Annotated in this window: 16 protein-coding genes; 15 read left to right on the top strand and 1 reads right to left on the bottom strand. The window is 49.4% G+C overall.

The features are described from left to right. The first annotated feature begins 53 nt into the window (after positions 1-53). The 11 genes from pabC to prpF all read left to right on the top strand — a co-directional run bounded on the left by pabC (position 54) and on the right by prpF (position 11,870). Positions 54-812, top strand: a complete 759-nt coding sequence (pabC, locus tag HRH59_RS04645) for an aminodeoxychorismate lyase (protein ID WP_173500116.1) — start codon at positions 54-56, stop codon at positions 810-812. Next, entirely contained in the window at positions 806-1,816 is a 1,011-nt protein-coding gene (gene mltG, locus HRH59_RS04640) for an endolytic transglycosylase MltG (RefSeq protein WP_173500115.1), read from the top strand. Before pabC ends, mltG begins: the two co-directional genes overlap by 7 nt. Further along, positions 1,813-2,439, top strand: a complete 627-nt coding sequence (gene tmk, locus HRH59_RS04635; RefSeq protein WP_173500114.1) for a dTMP kinase — start codon at positions 1,813-1,815, stop codon at positions 2,437-2,439. Before mltG ends, tmk begins: the two co-directional genes overlap by 4 nt. 3 nt (positions 2,440-2,442) lie before the next feature. Then, positions 2,443-3,342, top strand: coding sequence for a DNA polymerase III subunit delta' (gene holB, locus HRH59_RS04630; RefSeq protein WP_173500113.1), 900 nt, complete (start codon positions 2,443-2,445; stop codon positions 3,340-3,342). Positions 3,343-3,353: 11 nt separating this feature from the next. Further along, positions 3,354-3,680, top strand: a complete 327-nt coding sequence (locus tag HRH59_RS04625) for a PilZ domain-containing protein (protein ID WP_173500112.1) — start codon at positions 3,354-3,356, stop codon at positions 3,678-3,680. Between the two features lie 15 nt (positions 3,681-3,695). Beyond that, positions 3,696-4,484 carry a TatD family hydrolase gene (locus tag HRH59_RS04620; RefSeq protein WP_173500111.1) on the top strand — a complete coding sequence of 263 codons (789 nt, stop codon included), beginning with the start codon at positions 3,696-3,698 and terminating at the stop codon, positions 4,482-4,484. Between the two features lie 550 nt (positions 4,485-5,034). Beyond that, on the top strand, positions 5,035-5,718 hold the full coding sequence (locus tag HRH59_RS04615; protein WP_173500110.1) for a GntR family transcriptional regulator: 684 nt from the start codon (positions 5,035-5,037) through the stop codon (positions 5,716-5,718). Position 5,719: 1 nt separating this feature from the next. Beyond that, on the top strand, positions 5,720-6,604 hold the full coding sequence (gene prpB / locus HRH59_RS04610; protein ID WP_173500109.1) for a methylisocitrate lyase: 885 nt from the start codon (positions 5,720-5,722) through the stop codon (positions 6,602-6,604). Positions 6,605-6,639: 35 nt separating this feature from the next. Then, entirely contained in the window at positions 6,640-7,767 is a 1,128-nt protein-coding gene (prpC, locus tag HRH59_RS04605) for a bifunctional 2-methylcitrate synthase/citrate synthase (RefSeq protein WP_173500108.1), read from the top strand. 315 nt (positions 7,768-8,082) lie between these two features. Beyond that, positions 8,083-10,683 carry a Fe/S-dependent 2-methylisocitrate dehydratase AcnD gene (gene acnD, locus HRH59_RS04600; RefSeq protein WP_173500107.1) on the top strand — a complete coding sequence of 867 codons (2,601 nt, stop codon included), beginning with the start codon at positions 8,083-8,085 and terminating at the stop codon, positions 10,681-10,683. Beyond that, a complete protein-coding gene (gene prpF, locus HRH59_RS04595; RefSeq protein WP_173500106.1) occupies positions 10,683-11,870 on the top strand; it encodes a 2-methylaconitate cis-trans isomerase PrpF in 1,188 nt (395 codons plus the stop codon). The genes acnD and prpF overlap by 1 nt, the downstream gene beginning before the upstream one ends. Before the next feature lie 41 nt (positions 11,871-11,911). On the opposite strand, the gene HRH59_RS04590 is transcribed toward prpF, so the two are convergent. Next, a complete protein-coding gene (locus tag HRH59_RS04590) occupies positions 11,912-12,841 on the bottom strand; it encodes an integron integrase (RefSeq protein WP_408015044.1) in 930 nt (309 codons plus the stop codon). Positions 12,842-13,533: 692 nt separating this feature from the next. On the opposite strand from HRH59_RS04590, the gene HRH59_RS04585 reads away from it, so the two are divergent. From HRH59_RS04585 to HRH59_RS04570, 4 genes are all read left to right on the top strand, one after another. Then, complete coding sequence (locus HRH59_RS04585; protein WP_173500104.1) at positions 13,534-13,941, top strand: hypothetical protein; 408 nt, start codon at positions 13,534-13,536, stop codon at positions 13,939-13,941. Positions 13,942-14,923: 982 nt separating this feature from the next. Beyond that, positions 14,924-15,376 carry a hypothetical protein gene (locus tag HRH59_RS04580; protein WP_173500103.1) on the top strand — a complete coding sequence of 151 codons (453 nt, stop codon included), beginning with the start codon at positions 14,924-14,926 and terminating at the stop codon, positions 15,374-15,376. A gap of 470 nt (positions 15,377-15,846) precedes the next feature. Continuing rightward, positions 15,847-16,362, top strand: a complete 516-nt coding sequence (locus HRH59_RS04575) for a hypothetical protein (protein ID WP_173500102.1) — start codon at positions 15,847-15,849, stop codon at positions 16,360-16,362. Between the two features lie 91 nt (positions 16,363-16,453). Next, positions 16,454-16,951: a hypothetical protein gene (locus HRH59_RS04570; RefSeq protein ID WP_173500101.1), complete on the top strand. Its 498-nt coding sequence runs from the start codon at positions 16,454-16,456 to the stop codon at positions 16,949-16,951. Positions 16,952-17,194: the final 243 nt, after the last annotated feature.

Raw genomic sequence — 17,194 nt, 5'->3', positions numbered from 1 at the left:
GTTTTATCTGCGTTTTAAGGCATACTGCTGCTTTTATTCATCCGGTATCAAGTGTGCAATCGGTCATTCCGGCTACAGATCGTAGTTTTAACTATGGCGACGGTATTTTTACCACTATGCAGGTGCGTGAAGGCAACATACTGTTGTGGCCGCTGCATTTGCAACGTCTGCAACGTGCGGCGGTGCAACTAGGCTTTGGCGCTATAGATTGGCAAGGTGTTGAGCAACAAGCGCAAGCTGCGATAACGGCGCCGGAGCAAGTGATAAAGTTACTGCTGTCGCGCGGCGAAGGTGGTCGCGGCTATGCCCCAACAGATGTCGGCGCCCCCTTAGTGTATGTATCAACCAGCCCGATGCCGGATTACCGTCATGCCCGACAGCAGGGGGTTTGTCTTGGTATTGCCGCGCTTAAATTGGCAGTACAACCGCTGTTGGCCGGGCTTAAACATAACAACCGCCTGGAACAGGTATTGTTAAAGCAAGAGCTGGCCGGCACTGATTTTGATGATTTACTGGTGTTGGATCAGCAGGGTTTTATTGTTGAAGCTACGGCGGCAAATGTATTTTTACACCGCGATGGCGTCTGGCATACGCCAAAACTGCAGCGCGCCGGGGTGGCCGGAGTGATGCGCCGGCATATTATGCAGCAGGCAGCGATCAGCCCGGTTGACTGGACTGTTACTGAGCTGGCGTCGGTTGACGCTATGTTTATTTGTAATGCCTTAATGGGTATAGTGCCGGTACGCAATATAGCAGGCAGAGCCTTAGCTGTTAGTACGGTGCAGCAGTTTTCAAAGCAGGTACTATGTTAAAAACACTGAAAATTATTCTGATAACCGGCATATTGTTGGGCCTTGGTTATTACTTGTCTGTGCGCTATGTACAGCAGATCCCGCTTAATTTATCCGCTGATATTCACACCGTGGCACCCGGCAGCTCGGCGCTCCGGTTGTGCCGGCAGTGGCAACAGCAAGCGCTGGTAAGTGAAAGCCAGTGCCTGATGCTGCGGTTGTACCTGAAGTTACATCCGGAAGATGCGGCAGTGCAGCAAGGGGTATATCGTATCGCAAACGAGCAAACGTTATTGCAGGTATTGGCGCTGTTTCGCAGCGGCAAAGAAGCCCAGTTTGCGCTGACGTTAATTGAAGGTGAAACCTTGCAGCAAAGCTTAGCCAGATTGCAGCAGGCAGAGTACTTACAGCAGGATATAACCAACGCAGAGCAGGTATTGCACCTGTTGCAATGGCCTGAAGACTGGGGGCCGGCACCACAGCATGGCGAAGCGCTGTTATATCCGGATACATACTATTACACCGCCAACAGCAGCGCTGCTGAGCTGGTAAAGCGGGCGCAGCAGACATTACTCAGCGAATTGGATACAGCCTGGCAGCAGCGTGATATTGATGTGCCACTGCAGAACCGCTATCAGTTATTAATACTGGCATCGATCATCGAAAAAGAAAGCAGTTATCCGCCGGAGAAAACCCTGGTCGCCTCGGTGTTTGCTAACCGGCTGCGCAAAAATATGCGTTTGCAAACCGATCCCTCGGTTATTTATGGTATCGCTGATTTTAACGGCAATATTACCCGTGCTGATCTAAACAATCCGCATCCTTACAATACTTACCGGCATCGTGGCTTGCCGCCCGGGCCCATCAGCCTGGTGGGGCGACCTTCATTGCTGGCAGCCGCACAGCCGGCAGAAACAGAGTTGTATTATTTTGTCAGCAAAGGCGATGGTACTCATCAGTTTTCCGCCACGCTGGAGCAGCACAATGCTGCGGTAAGAAAGTATATTTTGGAGGCTAAGCCATGACGGCGGCGGCTAAATTTATTGTAGTAGAAGGCCTGGAAGGCGCCGGTAAAAGCAGTGCTATTGCGCTCATTAAGCAGTATTTGCAGCAGTCGGGCCGGCAGGTGGTGTGTACCCGCGAACCCGGCGGTACGCCATTGGCAGAAAGCCTGCGTACTTTGGTAAAACAAGTGCAAACCAGCGAAGTGGTGGCACCGCAAACTGAACTACTGCTGATGTATGCAGCGCGTATGCAATTGCTGTGTAATGTCATTAAGCCGGCCTTAGCGCAAGGCAAGTGGGTACTGGCCGACAGACACGATATGTCATCACGCGCCTACCAGGGCGGTGGCCGCCAGTTAGACGAGGCGTTTATTGACCAGTTACGCACAGCGGTACTGGGTGATTTGCGACCTGATCTAACACTGTATCTGGATATTGATCCTGCTATCGGGTTGGAGCGGGCGCGGCAACGCGGCGAGCTTGACCGGATAGAGCAAGAGCAGTTGGCGTTTTTTCAGCGCACGCGGCAAAAGTATCTGCAAATTGCAGCCACTGAACCCAATATCGTGGTGATAGATGCCGGCCAGACGCTTGAGCAGGTGCAACAAAGCATTACGGCGGCTCTGCATAAGGCATTAGGCTAAGTTATGCTGCCATGGCTTGTACCTTATCAGCAGCAATTTATGCCGTTACTGGCACAGCAGCGCCTGGCGCACGGCTTGTTGCTTAGCGGGGCTGACGGTATTGGTAAGACGACCCTGGCAAACTGGCTTGCGGCCAGTTTATTATGCACTGCGCAAGATGCGGTAAAACCGTGTCTGCAGTGTAAAAGTTGTTTATTGCGTGCCGCCGGCAACCACTCAGATTTACTGACAGTTGACAGCAGTGCCGCCAGTATCGGTGTTGATGCTGTGCGTAAGCTCAGCCAGTTTATGCAAGGCAGGGCACAACAGCAGGTAAATAAAGTGGTGCTGCTGCCCCGGGCAGAAAAACTTACTGAAGCGGCCGCCAATGCCTTGCTTAAAACGTTGGAAGAGCCACCGCAAAACAGTTTTTTAATTCTGCAAACCAGTGCTGCAGCAACACTACCGGCTACTTTGCTCAGCCGTTGCCAACAGTGGCCATTGGCGGCAGAGTTTACTGACACTACCCGGGATTGGTTGACGCAACAGACAAACCGGCCGGTGCCGGATTTTCTACTGGCGTACTGCGCCGGTGGGCCGTTAAAAGCATTAGCAATGCTGGAATCTGGCGAGGCCGACAAATTGCAGAGCGTTATACAGGCGTTGCAGCAGTTTTTTGCCGCACAGCTGTCATTGGCTGACTGTATTAAGCAGCTCGATAGTATCAGCGAATTACGGCAATTATTGGGCTGGTTTTTGCGGCATTATTTTTTGCCGGCGCTCAGTGCGCAGCAGCCGCACCGGGTGCTGGCTGTACATCAGTTGTACAATCGTTGGTGCCGTGACGAAACACAAATTTTAGGGCAGAATAGGCCGTTAGCATTAAGTGCCTTATTAACCGAATTAACACGGCTGCGAGGCTAAGCGGAGGAGTTATGGAAGAACTGTCGATTGGATTTAATGACATTAAAGAGCTGTACCGCAGTTATATGCCGTTTTTAAAAAACGGCGGTTTGTTTGTCCGCACCCCCAGACAATACAAAATGGGTCAATCTTTGGCATTAAGCGTCACCTTGCCTGACGCGCTGGAGCCATTGTCGGTGTCGGGTAAAGTGGCTTGGATCACGCCACACGGTTCACAAAGCTCCAGCCCTGCCGGCATTGGCATCACTTTTATTGACGATAAATCGCAGTTAGGTGCAAAAATAGAAAAATTGCTCGGTGGCATGCTTAACGCGCCGGATCCAACCTATACCATTTAAACAGAGAGTATTATTTTGTTTGTAGATTCACATTGCCACCTCGACCGCTTAGAGCTGGATAAACTTGGCATGACGTTGCCAGATGTCATTGCCGCAGCACAGGCAAAACAGGTGGAGCACATGCTATGTGTCTGTGTCAGCCTGGCAGAGTTTGCGCAAATGTCGCAGTTAGTTGCCGCCTATCCGCAGGTTTCAGTGTCATGTGGTGAGCATCCGCTGCATCAGCAAGATGTTGTTGATGCCGAACTGTTACTGCAGCAATGCAGCCTGCCGCAGGTCGTGGCGGTAGGGGAAACCGGGCTGGACTATTTTTATGCCCCCGAGGCTAAGCTTAGCCAGCAGGCTGCGTTTGTCAGCCACATTCAGGTAGCAAACCAACTGAATAAACCGCTGATTATTCATACGCGGGATGCACGTGAAGATACTTTAGCGTTAATGCGCAGCCATCAGGCCGATAAAGCCGGAGGCGTGCTGCACTGCTTTACCGAGAGCCTGGATATGGCTAAAGCCGCGTTGGACCTGGGCTTTTATATTTCTATTTCCGGCATTATGACCTTTCGCAATGCCGATGAGCTGCGTGATGTGGTAAAGCAGATCCCGCTGTCGCGGTTACTGATAGAGACTGACTCACCCTACCTGGCGCCGGTGCCGTTTCGCGGTAAAACTAATCAGCCGGCCTATGTTACTGCGGTGGCAGAGGCGATTGCACAAGTTAAAGGTATCAGCCTTGAGCAACTGGCACAGGCCACCACTGAGAATTTTTACACGCTGTTTAACCGGGTAAAGAAAGAAGTTAACGGTTAAAGGCTGCTTAACGTCAATCAGCACACAATTTGCGCATAAAAGAAGCCCGGAACCAATCCGCATTGTTCCGGGCTTAGGGGAATGGCTCATAGGGAATGAGCCGTGCGCTATCGTTACAACATCAATCAGTTAAGGTAAGATTCAGTGTAGTTAAAAAGCAGATTTTTTCCTCTGCTACTTCAATTGCTGATGCCCTTGATGCTGATATCTATTTTCCATTTTACACCCGGCTTATCCTCAGGTTATCCCCAGCTTATTCCGTGAAGCAGGCAGTGTTACTGCGTTGAACCTGTTTTAGGGGCGACGGTATTATCTGCCGCTGTTAGGCGTTCCGAGAATTAAAATTGCTGTTTTTATAAACAAATAGTCTGAAAAAAGCACTGGCCAAGTGTGAATAACTGTGGGCGCTAATGCTATTTAGTGTGGCTTGCGCTGCAAACAATAGTAGACAAACTTTAGTCTTATTGTCGACAATGTTATCTGTAGCTGGCTTGACTTAGGCACAAAAAGGCTTTAAAACTAACCAATCTGAATTTTATGTCGACAATATATGGCATCGTTACATCCTTCTTTACGCTCGCCCATTACTGCTGCAGACCGGGTTTTGCTGGAAATTCAGCGTGCTATTGTTGAAGGCGATATTGCGCCCGGTAGCAAAATCAGTGAGCCGGAGCTGGCCAAGCAGTTTGACTTAAGCCGTGCGCCGCTGCGTGAAGCATTAGCCCGCCTGGAGCGTTGCCACTTAATTGAACGTATTCCTAATGCCGGTGCCCGGGTAGTGAAATTGTCGACACAAGGGCTGCTGTCGTTGTATCAGTTGCGCGAAACTTTAGAGGGCTTAGCATGCCGCTTAGCCGCCGAGCATATGGCTGATACTGAGATTGCCGAGCTGCGCGCCTTGCTGGACCAACATCTGAACACGCAGCGGGTGCGCGAAGGCGAAAGCTACTACCAGGAAGCCGGCGATCTGGATTTTCATTACCGTGTCATTCTGGGCAGCAAAAATGAATATCTTATCAATATATTGTGCGACGAGCTGTATTACCTAGTGCGGATGTACCGCGTGCAATTGGGTATGAACGGGCCGCGGGTATCACGGGCATTTGACGAACATAAAGCTATTCTTAATGCCATTGCCAACCGCGATGGTGAACTTGCCGATTTACTGATGCGCCGCCACATTGCCGCATCCAGGCGCAATATTGAAAAACAACTTGAACAAACGGGGACTTAACATGAGCACACAGACAGCAGGGCAAAAATTCCGCGCCGCGATAAGCGCTAACACACCGCTGCAAATCGTCGGTACTATTAATGCTTATACGGCAATGATGGCCGAGCGCACCGGCCACCAGGCGTTGTATTTGTCCGGCGCCGGTGTGGCCAATGCCTCTTTCGGCTTGCCCGACCTGGGTATGACGTCGTTAAACGACGTGTGCGAAGATATCCGCCGCATCACCGCCGCTACCAGCCTGCCGTTGTTAGTCGATGCTGATACCGGCTGGGGCGGGGCATTTAATATCGCCCGCACGGTAAAAGAAATGACCCGCGCTGGCGCGGCCGGTTTTCATATTGAAGATCAGGTGGCGCAAAAACGCTGTGGCCACCGGCCGAACAAAGAAATTGTCAGCCTGGACGAAATGGTTGACCGTGTAAAAGCCAGTGTTGATGCCCGCACTGACGAAAGCTTTTTTATTATGGCACGCACCGATGCGTTAGCGCAGCAAGGCTTAGACGCCGCCATTGAACGCGCCCTGGCCTGTGAAGCAGCAGGGGCCGATGCTATTTTTGCCGAAGCGGTATACACGCTGGAGCAATATCAGGCGTTTACCAAGGCTCTTAAGGTGCCGGTACTGGCCAACATTACTGAGTTTGGCCAAACACCGCTGTTTAATAAAACCGAGCTGGGCAATGTGGGTGTGGCCATGGTGCTGTATCCGCTTAGTGCGTTTCGGGCGATGAACAAAGCGGCATTAAACGTATACCAGTCTATTTTAGCCAACGGCGATCAGAAAGCCGTGGTAGACAGCATGCAAACCCGCGCTGAGCTGTATGACTTTTTAAACTACCATAGCTTTGAGCAAAAGCTGGATCAGCTGTTTAGCAGCAAACAAAAATAAGCCGGAATAAATTCAAAGAAAACGGGGACAAGACAATGGCAAATGCAAAACAACTCACCGGAGCAGGCCTGCGTGGCCAGGTTGCAGGTAAAACAGCATTATCAACAGTAGGTAAAACCGGCTCAGGCTTAACCTACCGAGGTTATGACGTAAAAGATTTGGCCGCGACATGCAGCTTTGAAGAGGTGGCACACCTGATTTTAAAAGGCGAGTTGCCAAATGAGGCAGAGCTTGCGGCCTATAAAGCCAAACTGAAAAGTCTGCGCAGCTTACCGCAGGCATTAAAAGATGTATTAGAGCGTATTCCGGCCAGTGCCCACCCAATGGATGTGATGCGTACCGGTTGCTCTATGCTGGGTAATCTGGAAACAGAAGCTGACTTTACACAGCAGCAAGATGCCAGTGACCGGATGTTGGCGATTTTCCCGGGCCTGGTAAACTACTGGTACAACTACAGCCACCATGGCAAGCGCGTTGAGGTTGAAACCGACGCCGACTCTGTCGCTGAGCAATTCTTGTGGACCTTACATGGCAAAAAGCCAAGCGCGTTGCATGTTGAAGTGATGCAAGCCTCGCTGATTTTATACGCCGAGCATGAGTTTAATGCCTCTACCTTTACCGCCCGGGTATGTGCTTCAACACTGAGCGATATGCATTCCTGCGTTACCGGTGCTATAGGTTCGTTGCGCGGCCCGCTGCACGGTGGTGCCAACGAAGCGGCGATGGAGCTGATTGAAAAAATGGCTAACCCGGATGATGCCGAGCAAAAACTGCTGGGGATGCTGGAGCGCAAAGAAAAAATTATGGGCTTTGGCCATGCAGTATATGCAGAGTCAGATCCACGCAATGCCGTAATTAAGCAATGGTCAGAGAAGTTGGCGAAGGCCAATGGCGATACGCGGTTGTATGACGTGTCAGTGCGCTGTGAGGCGGTAATGTGGCGGGAGAAGAAGCTGTTTTGTAATGCCGATTTCTTCCATGCCTCGGCCTACAACTATATGGCGATACCGACTAAGCTGTTTACACCGATTTTTGTTTGCAGCCGCTTAACCGGTTGGGCCGCGCATGTGATGGAGCAGCGCGCCGATAACCGTATTATCCGGCCAAGTGCCGACTACGTTGGTGTAGAGCCACGCAGTGTAAAGCCGATAGCAGAGCGTTAAGCAGGTGCTACTGATAAGTGGATGTGGCAACTGATCGGTTGCAACACCCGCCATGCTCGCCACAGCAACTCGTCCTTATGCCTACGGCAGGACTCAGACACTCTGTGGCTGCGCCAGCGGGGTTCCAACCTCACATTGCAGCGTGCATCAGCGACAAGTGATAAAGCCAAATCGGCTTGATCTAAACCAACCGTTGAAGCCCCGGACGGGCTGAGACGAGCCCCCAGGGATGGGTTTACGGCGTGTTGGTGTGGTCAAGCCGGTTTGTGCGTTACACCATAGTCTGGTTATAACCAAGACAAACAGGTAAATACAATGAACAGCCAATACCGTAAAAAACTGCCCGGCACCGCGCTGGATTACTTCGACACCCAAGCCGCTGTCGATGCCATAGAACCCGGCGCCTATGCCAAATTGCCTTATACCTCGCGCGTGCATGCCGAAAACTTGGTGCGTCGCTGCGACCCGGCCATGCTTACCGATGCGTTAAAGCAGCTGATTTACCGCAAACGCGATTTAGACTTCCCGTGGTATCCGGCCCGGGTAGTGTGCCACGATATTTTAGGCCAAACCGCGCTGGTCGACTTAGCCGGCCTGCGTGATGCTATTGCCGAACAAGGCGGCGACCCGGCCAAAGTTAACCCTGTGGTACCGACCCAGCTTATAGTGGATCACTCATTGGCGGTAGAGCATGCCGGCTTTGAAAAAGACGCCTTTGATAAAAACCGCGCCATTGAAGACCGTCGTAACGACGATCGCTTCCATTTTATTAACTGGACGAAAAAGGCCTTTAAAAACGTCGATGTAATACCGCCCGGTAACGGCATTATGCACCAGATCAACTTAGAGCGGATGTCACCGGTGGTGCATGCGCTTGATGGTGTGGCGTTCCCCGACACCTTAGTAGGTACCGACAGCCATACACCGCATGTAGATGCGCTGGGCGTAATCGCCATTGGCGTGGGTGGTCTGGAAGCCGAAAGCGTAATGTTAGGCCGCGCCAGCTGGATGCGCCTGCCGGATATTATCGGCGTAGAGCTTACCGGTAAAGCGCAGCCGGGCATAATGGCAACCGACATTGTACTGGCGCTGACCGAATTTTTACGTAAAGAAAAAGTGGTATCGGCTTATTTGGAGTTTTATGGCGAAGGTGCCTCCAGCCTGAGTTTGGGTGACCGGGCTACCATATCCAATATGACGCCGGAATACGGTGCCACCGCGGCGATGTTCAGTATTGACCAGCAAACACTGGATTATTTAACCCTGACCGGCCGTGAGCCACAACAGGTAAAACTGGTAGAAACCTACGCCAAAGCAGCGGGCTTGTGGAGCGACAGCTTAACCACGGCCGAGTACGAGCGGGTGCTGACATTTGACCTGTCGTCTGTGGGCCGCACTATGGCCGGGCCGTCAAACCCGCACGCGCGTTTATCTACCAGCGACTTAACTGCAAAAGGCATTGCCGGTAAATATGCACTGGTAGAAGGTGAAATGCCGGACGGCGCCGTTATTATTGCTGCTATTACCAGTTGTACCAATACCTCTAACCCGCGCAACGTTATTGCCGCCGGTTTGTTAGCACGCAATGCCAATAAGCTGGGTTTAACCCGCAAGCCGTGGGTAAAAACCTCACTGGCGCCCGGCTCCAAAGCGGTGCAGCTGTACTTGGAAGAAGGCCACTTGCTCAGCGAGTTAGAGCAACTGGGCTTTGGTATCGTCGGTTTTGCCTGTACCACCTGTAACGGTATGAGCGGCGCACTGGACCCGGTTATCCAAAAAGAAGTGGTAGAGCGTGACTTATATGCCACTGCAGTCTTATCCGGCAACCGTAACTTTGATGGCCGTATTCACCCTTATGCCAAGCAGGCGTTTTTGGCATCTCCGGCCTTAGTTGTCGCTTATGCTATTGCCGGCACCATCCGGTTTGATATCGAAAAAGATGTGCTGGGCTATGATAAAAACGGTAATGCGATCACCTTAAAAGATATCTGGCCAAACGATGCTGAAATTGATGCAGTGGTGGCACAAAGCGTGAAACCGGAGCAGTTCCGTAAAGTGTACGAGCCAATGTTTGCCGTAGAGGTAGATTACGGTGATAAGGTTACGCCACTGTACGACTGGCGGCCACAAAGCACCTACATACGCAGGCCGCCATACTGGCAAACCGAGGGCGAAGGCGCCATAGCCGGCGAGCGTACATTAACAGGTATGCGCCCGCTGGCGCTGTTGCCGGATAACATTACTACCGACCATTTATCACCGTCAAACGCCATTATGTTAGACAGTGCCGCCGGTGAATACTTACACAAAATGGGCCTGCCGGAAGAAGATTTTAACTCCTACGCCACCCACCGCGGCGATCACTTAACCGCGCAGCGCGCCACTTTTGCTAACCCGAAACTGGTTAATGAAATGGTAGTGGTAGACGGCAAGGTGAAACCCGGTTCACTGGCAAGAGTTGAGCCGGAAGGTAAAGTTATGCGGATGTGGGAGGCGATAGAAACCTACATGGGGCGCAAGCAGCCGCTGATTATTGTCGCCGGTGCCGATTATGGCCAGGGTTCATCGCGTGATTGGGCAGCCAAAGGCGTGCGTTTAGCCGGGGTTGAAGCTATTGCGGCTGAGGGCTTTGAACGTATTCACCGCACTAACTTAATTGGCATGGGTGTATTGCCGCTGGAGTTTAAACCTGGCACAACGCGTATTACACTGGGCCTGGACGGCACTGAAACCTATGACGTTGTGGGCGAGCGCAAACCACGTACTACGTTAACGCTGGTTATTCACCGCAACAATGGTGAAACGTTGAACGTGCCGGTAACCTGTCGTTTAGACACGGCAGAAGAGCTGTCGATTTATGAAGCCGGCGGTGTACTGCAGCGTTTTGCGCAGGACTTTTTGCAAGGGGCGGTGTAATGGCTGTTCCTCAGATAAAAATCCCGGCCACCTATATGCGTGGCGGTACCAGCAAAGGCGTGTTTTTTAAACTGGACGATTTACCCAAAGCCGCGCAAGTGCCTGGCACAGCCCGTGACAAGCTGCTGCTGCGGGTGATCGGCAGCCCGGATCCATACGGTAAACACACCGACGGTATGGGCGGCGCCACCTCCAGCACCAGCAAAACGGTGATTCTAAGCAAAAGTAGTAAAGCTGAGCATGATGTCGACTACCTGTTTGGTCAGGTGGCAATAGATAAGCCATTTATTGACTGGAGCGGCAACTGCGGCAACTTAACTGCAGCGGTAGGCTCCTTTGCTATCAGTAATGGTTTAGTGGCACAAGACCGCATCCCGCAAAACGGTATCTGCACTGTGCGCATCTGGCAGGCCAATATCAGTAAAACCATTATTGCCCATGTACCTGTCACTAATGGTGAGGTGCAGGAAACCGGCGATTTTGAACTGGATGGTGTAACCTTCGCGGCAGCGGAAGTCGCCATTGAGTTTCTAGACCCGGCCGCCGATGCAGGCGAGGGCGGTGGTGCGATGTTTCCCACCGGAAATATCGTAGATGATTTAGCCGTGCCCGGTATCGGCACTTTTAAAGCCACACTGATTAACGCCGGCATCCCGACTATTTTTGTTAATGCCGCCGACATCGGTTACAGCGGCACTGAACTGCAGGATATGATAAATAGCGATAACGCCGCACTAGCACGCTTTGAAACTATCCGCGCTTACGGCGCGGTAAAAATGGGACTCATTAGTGATATCAGCGAAGCTGCAGCTCGGGCACACACGCCGAAAATTGCTTTTGTTGCGCCGCCACAAAGCTATGTGTCATCCAGTGGCAAACAGGTAGATGCCGGCGATATCGATCTTTTGGTACGGGCGCTGTCGATGGGTAAACTGCACCACGCCATGATGGGCACCGCCGCCGTGGCCATCGGTACCGCTGCTGCTATTCCCGGCACCCTGGTAAATCTGGCAGCCGGTGGTGTAGCGCGCGAAGCCGTGCGCTTTGGCCACCCGTCGGGTACGTTACGGGTAGGCGCAGCCGCCACACAGGTAAAAGGGGAATGGACAGTAACCAAAGCCATAATGAGCCGCAGTGCGCGGGTGCTTATGGAAGGTTTTGTTCGCGTGCCGGGTGATTGTTTTTAAACAATCTGTGTAAGTTGAAAAGGGCGCTGCGGCGCCTTTTTTTACAGCAGTTGGGATAGCGGGCTTTTAACGGCATTGCCGCCTTGTTTCAACACGTGAGTATAAATTTGGGTGGTTTTTACATCGGAGTGGCCAAGCTGTTCCTGAACCGTGCGGATATCCATACCCGCTTCAAGTAAATGGGTAGCAAAGGAATGGCGTAAGGTGTGACACGTTACCTGTTTAGCGAGCGCAGCTTTTTTCCCTGCAATGCGCACTGCTTTTTGCAAACCAGATTCATCAATATGATGCCGTCTAAGTAAATTAAACTGTGGGTCGATACTTAAGCGGGCAGAAGGAAACAAATACTGCCAACCCAGCTCTTTTGGCGCTGCCGGGTATTTGCGCGCCAAAGCAAACGGCAACCACACGCCGGCAAATTCTGCAGTCTGCATATCCTGCTGGTAAAACGCGTCTACCAGATCAATTTGCCGGCGTAGCGGCTCAATGAGTTCTGGCGCCAAAGTTACCCTGCGATGTTTGCCGCCTTTACCATTCCAAACCATCAGCGATAAATAGTCAAAATCAACAGTATTCACCCTAAGCCTAACCGCTTCCATTAATCGCAGGCCGCTACCGTACAACAGCTGCGCCAGCAGTAAATACTGTGGGTCAATACAGGCTAAGAGCGTTTTAACCTCGGGCTTGGTTAGCACTACAGGCAATTTACGCGGCTTAGTGGCCTGATTAAAGTTTAGGGTCAACGCCAATGGCCTTTTAAGTATTTCTTTATACATAAAGCTCAAAGCATTAAGTGCAAGCGCCTGTGTTTGCACAGCTACATTTCGGCTAACCGCCAGGTGAGTTAAAAATTGCTCTACGTGCTCATCTTGCAAATCACTGGGGTGACGTTTTTTGTGAAATAAAATAAAAAACTTTATCCAATGCAAATAAGTTTCAACAGTCCGCTTTGCATAGCGTCGGGTATACATTTCCTCCGCAATGAACTGCATAAAAGGCGATGATTCAGGCATGGCTACACTCCAAATAAGCACTGTTTAAGTATACAGTTAATTTTAAAATGTCAAGCAGGTCTTGTTAGACGGAAAAATCCGTACTTTTCTATCTGAAGCGAATATTTGAATCACTAAATCGTTGTAAATTTAGTTAATTCTCAGTAATGTCACATGTATAAAATTTACAAAGACGGAAAAGTCCGTGTTTAAATACGGATTTTTCCGCCGAATAAGCGTTAGGCTGAAGATCAAAAACGGAACAAGGAAGTATGCGTTCAAATAACAGTTTTCTTTGCCAGTCTTCAATTTTGCGTCGTTCATCCGAACCTATGCCGGAACATCTGCGCCATAAAACTCAAACTTCTTTGCCATCCTTCATGTCACGTTGGTTGTCCAAATCCGCCCCGGAACATTTGCGCCAACAAACTCAAATTCGCGTCGAGGTAGTAGGGGAGTTAGCGTGTGCTGGTGTCTTGCATTCCCATGCACTTTTACCGGAAGGTTTGCACGCGTATGCTCAAAGCCCAATATCCGGCAACGGGTTGTTTCGTCAATTGCGCCAGCCACGGCATTTTGGCCTAACCAGGCATTCAAGCCGCTCGCTGCGCTCGCTGGGACGGGCTAAAGCCCGCCCCTTAACTTAGCGTTATACATAGGTGCAATTCTCGATGATTGAGTTAATTATAAAGTTTGGCTTGGTCAGTGTCGCCACCGTAACAATTATAGTGTTTCTGGTCGTCTACTACTTGGCCGAGCCACGAAAGGAAATATCTTTTTGGGGCATAAAGTTCCATAAAAAATGGATGCCGAAAGTAAAGTTCTCATGGAGAAGAGCACCTAAAGTTATACCAATCGATTGGCAACAAATATTCATTGTATTCAAAATTTCAGACACGTATAAACTTCATGAGACAGAACTCTTTGAAAGAGCGCACATACAGTCACGCTTTACAGAGCTACAGGTAAGAGAAATTTGTGTTGAAATGGAAAAGTACGGTTTGGTTGAGCATTCATTCAACTACTACGTTTTACAAGATCGGGCATATAAACTCGTTAATAAAGTAAATGCAGTTTAACAATCTAAGAAAATGTATAACAAGGCGCTCCAGCACCGCACACTTCGTGCGCTCGACAGTTCGTAAGTCGCTTTTTTGTGGTTTTGCTACGCAAAAGTATTCCACAAAAAATCAACTTACGAACTGCGGCTGAGCTTAGCGTTAGCAGGCATTCGTGGTTTTAAGGGTTTTGGTCAGTAGTTTTTTTCCGGCCTTGCTCGCGTTTGGTTTTCTTAGCGGCAGCGCCAAAAGTTTTAGCTCGCCAGTTTGTCGGTTTGCTGCAAACGGTTGTGGCGGTAGCGTTGTTCTTCCTGGCTTCGCTTATCAGTTTTAAAGGTTCCGGTTGGCTCGCCGTATCGCAGCTGACTGGTATATTTTTTAATAAAAAGCAGCCGTGCCGTTGTTCAGGTTTGCCAGTGCGGCAAGCCGCTCAAGTCTGGTGTGGGCTGCTAACAAGCAAAGGCAGCCGACGCGCACCGCGCAGCTGCTTTGAGCGTTAGGCAATTATGACTTTTGTTCCTCCATTCTTTCTTATCGGGCTTGTAATCTGCGTCGGGTTTCTTGTTATTACTTTGATACCTGCCATTTTCTTAAAGTTGCTAGGGAAACGTTATCTATTATGTAGAATCAATAATCCGTTTCGTGCTATTTATCTAACGGCCATAATTGCGTTTGTTGTTCGAGCTGTCATTGCTGCACCTCAAACAGCTATTGCGTCAAACGTACACGGTTTCCAAATTTTCATTCCACCTTATCTAATTTGCTTCTTCATTGTTGGCTTCATTATTTTTAGCAGACGACTTGAAGGGGAACATTATGGGAAAAAGGAAGCAATTATATCCGCCGGAATTTCGCTAGGATGTGTATTGTGGTATTTATTAGTTGAGTTAACCGTATATGCGTACATTGCAAAAACCTAACAAGCGCCTTAAACAACGCAGCCTGCGGCCGCTGGACTCGCAACAAGTTGCTCGCCGTTTAGGCGTGCGTTAGGCTGTAGAGCATGGATCGAGACGAAGATTTGATCAGAGGTGTTGGATACATGGTTATTCAGGCTTCTCACTTAGAAAGAGAAATAGAAGAATTGTGCCGTTGGTTGGGTTTGGCCTTTCCCAGACCTGAGCACCATGAGACAATTCGAGTTAGCGACAAAATTAAGTGGTGCAAACAAAAGATTAAAGATGCGAATGATCATACTCTCGAAAGCCTTGATAAAGCTCTTGATAAGACTGTGAACCTTTTGGAGAAAAGAAATAAATTGGTTCATGGTCAGATATATTTCGCATCAAATGCACCTGAAAAAATAATTTCAACTAAAAAGGGTGTTCACGAGCGAGAGCTATTAGCATCGGAAGTTTATGATTTAGCTGAAAATATCTTTGAGCTTCATCAAAGCTTATTGGGTGAAAATGCTTTTAAACTTGTCGAAGCCCTGAAAGATAAAATAAATGCCTAACAAGCGCCTTAAACATCGCGGCCTACGGCCGCTGGACTCGCAACAAGTTGCTCGCCGTTTAGGCGTGCGTTAGCCGGCTGTCGGGGTGTTTGGGCTTTTAAGGTTTTCTATTTTGGCTTTGCTCACGTTCCGTTTTTTTAGCGGCAAAGCCAAAACGCAAAGTTCGCCAGTTTGTTGGCAAGGTGCAATCTCTGATGGTGCGGTAGCGTTGTTCCTTTTGGCACTTTTGCTCCGCTGGCCTTTAAGTTTTTAGGTTCCAGCCATTTCGTTGTATCGCACTTGGCTGGTTTCGTTTTTAATTTTGCACATGGGTGCCGTTGTTCGGTATCGCTTGGCGGCAGTGCCGCGTGGGTAAGTTGGTTGTCGCCGCTAACAATGCGCAGCACTCGCTCCCTTCGGTCGCTGGGACGCCAAACCCGCTGGCGCGTCTTTGTCGCCCGTGTGCGCGGCGTTAAACGGTAAGGAGACTCATGGCAAAGCTTAGTTTGGAAGCTTGGAAAAGCTGGAAAGAAGCACAACAAAAATATGACTATTTTGTCGTCGGTCTCACAACGACACTGTTTACTTTTCTCGGGTCGAAATATCAGCCGGAGCCTATTGGTTTTTCTCAAAACTCATTTGAGCTTGCAGCACTATTTTGTCTATGTATTTCTATTCTTGTTGGCGTGTTTAAGCTCGAATCAGATATATCATTACTATCAACAAACTTGAGGAAGATAGAAGCTAGTGAACACCTTGACGTTATTAATAAAATTATCAATGCGCCAGGGCCAGTAATTGATGGCGATACACGAAAAGAAATATTAAAAACTGATGCCCTTGATAAACAAGAAATGCTCGCAGAATATGTCTCAAAATCTGGTAAAGGCCTGACAATAATAGGCAAGAGAAGTGAGCTAATGTTCCGAGCAAGAAATGTAAGCTTAGTAATTGGTTTCGTACTTTTAATAGCATCAAAGTTTGTTGGTTTATATGCAGTGTCGTAAACCGTTTAACAATCCGCGTCATTCGGGGCCTACGGCCCCTGCGACGCTCACACGTTCGCGCGCATGCGCGGGGCGTTAGGGCTCTCTCGATATGAATTCAAGGATTGTAACTTATATTTTTTCGGGGCTTTTCGCAGCAATATTTCTCTTGAGCGGCCTTGCCGCTATGTTTGGCTTTGGTATTGTCTCAGTGGGACTTGCGATTGGCTACCAACCAGATTTCGGTGAGCTCTCAGTTTATGAGGTTGTGGTAATTATAATTTCATTATTTATTATCGGGTTGTCACTGCTAGGTATTGGCGCACCTTTCTTTATAAGTATATTTATGGAAATTCAGTTACTTAAACACTGTAAAGCCAAAGGTCTTGATACAGAGGCTCTATATTTTAAGCACCCATATAGTTGTCGAGAGTTGCACGAATATACATCAAATGTAAGTGATGCTTGGGTAAGTGCTGATGCAGGTAAATCACTAAACAAGTTTGTACTGACTCTTAAACGTATAGCAAATTTTAGCTTTTTCTCGGTTATGGCTCAGTTTATGTTAGTCATGGTTGTTGTGTTTATGTTTGTGCAGTTTATTAAGTAACAGCGATACCGCCCTAACAAGTTATCTATGGACTCCCCCCGCTATTGCAAGCACAAAGTGATCAAACTTGGCGGTGAATGACTGCATACGTCTATTCGGCTCGTGAGATTCATGGTGTTAGCCATGCTCCAGCCCTGATAACTTTCGCGCACAGGTGCCTCATCGCTCAAGCGGTACTTGTATACCGAACTTGTTATCAGGCCCTTCGGTAATACCCCCTAAAAATAACTGACGTCAAAAGTA

This window comes from Rheinheimera lutimaris (assembly GCF_013283795.1).
Taxonomy (GTDB): Bacteria; Pseudomonadota; Gammaproteobacteria; order Enterobacterales; family Alteromonadaceae; genus Alishewanella; species Alishewanella lutimaris.
Note: the sequence above shows the minus strand (reverse complement) of the source record. Positions and strands in the feature narration are given on the sequence as shown.

Coding starts and splice junctions, on each gene's coding strand:
- holB (WP_173500113.1), top strand. CDS start 2,443: ATGCTGCCATGGCTTGTACCTTATCAGCAGCAATTTATGCCGTTACTG.
- HRH59_RS04615 (WP_173500110.1), top strand. CDS start 5,035: ATGGCATCGTTACATCCTTCTTTACGCTCGCCCATTACTGCTGCAGAC.
- prpC (WP_173500108.1), top strand. CDS start 6,640: ATGGCAAATGCAAAACAACTCACCGGAGCAGGCCTGCGTGGCCAGGTT.
- prpB (WP_173500109.1), top strand. CDS start 5,720: ATGAGCACACAGACAGCAGGGCAAAAATTCCGCGCCGCGATAAGCGCT.
- acnD (WP_173500107.1), top strand. CDS start 8,083: ATGAACAGCCAATACCGTAAAAAACTGCCCGGCACCGCGCTGGATTAC.
- HRH59_RS04570 (WP_173500101.1), top strand. CDS start 16,454: ATGAATTCAAGGATTGTAACTTATATTTTTTCGGGGCTTTTCGCAGCA.
- HRH59_RS04585 (WP_173500104.1), top strand. CDS start 13,534: ATGATTGAGTTAATTATAAAGTTTGGCTTGGTCAGTGTCGCCACCGTA.
- HRH59_RS04590 (WP_408015044.1), bottom strand. CDS start 12,841: ATGTATACCCGACGCTATGCAAAGCGGACTGTTGAAACTTATTTGCAT.
- mltG (WP_173500115.1), top strand. CDS start 806: ATGTTAAAAACACTGAAAATTATTCTGATAACCGGCATATTGTTGGGC.
- prpF (WP_173500106.1), top strand. CDS start 10,683: ATGGCTGTTCCTCAGATAAAAATCCCGGCCACCTATATGCGTGGCGGT.
- tmk (WP_173500114.1), top strand. CDS start 1,813: ATGACGGCGGCGGCTAAATTTATTGTAGTAGAAGGCCTGGAAGGCGCC.
- HRH59_RS04575 (WP_173500102.1), top strand. CDS start 15,847: ATGGCAAAGCTTAGTTTGGAAGCTTGGAAAAGCTGGAAAGAAGCACAA.
- HRH59_RS04625 (WP_173500112.1), top strand. CDS start 3,354: ATGGAAGAACTGTCGATTGGATTTAATGACATTAAAGAGCTGTACCGC.
- HRH59_RS04580 (WP_173500103.1), top strand. CDS start 14,924: ATGGATCGAGACGAAGATTTGATCAGAGGTGTTGGATACATGGTTATT.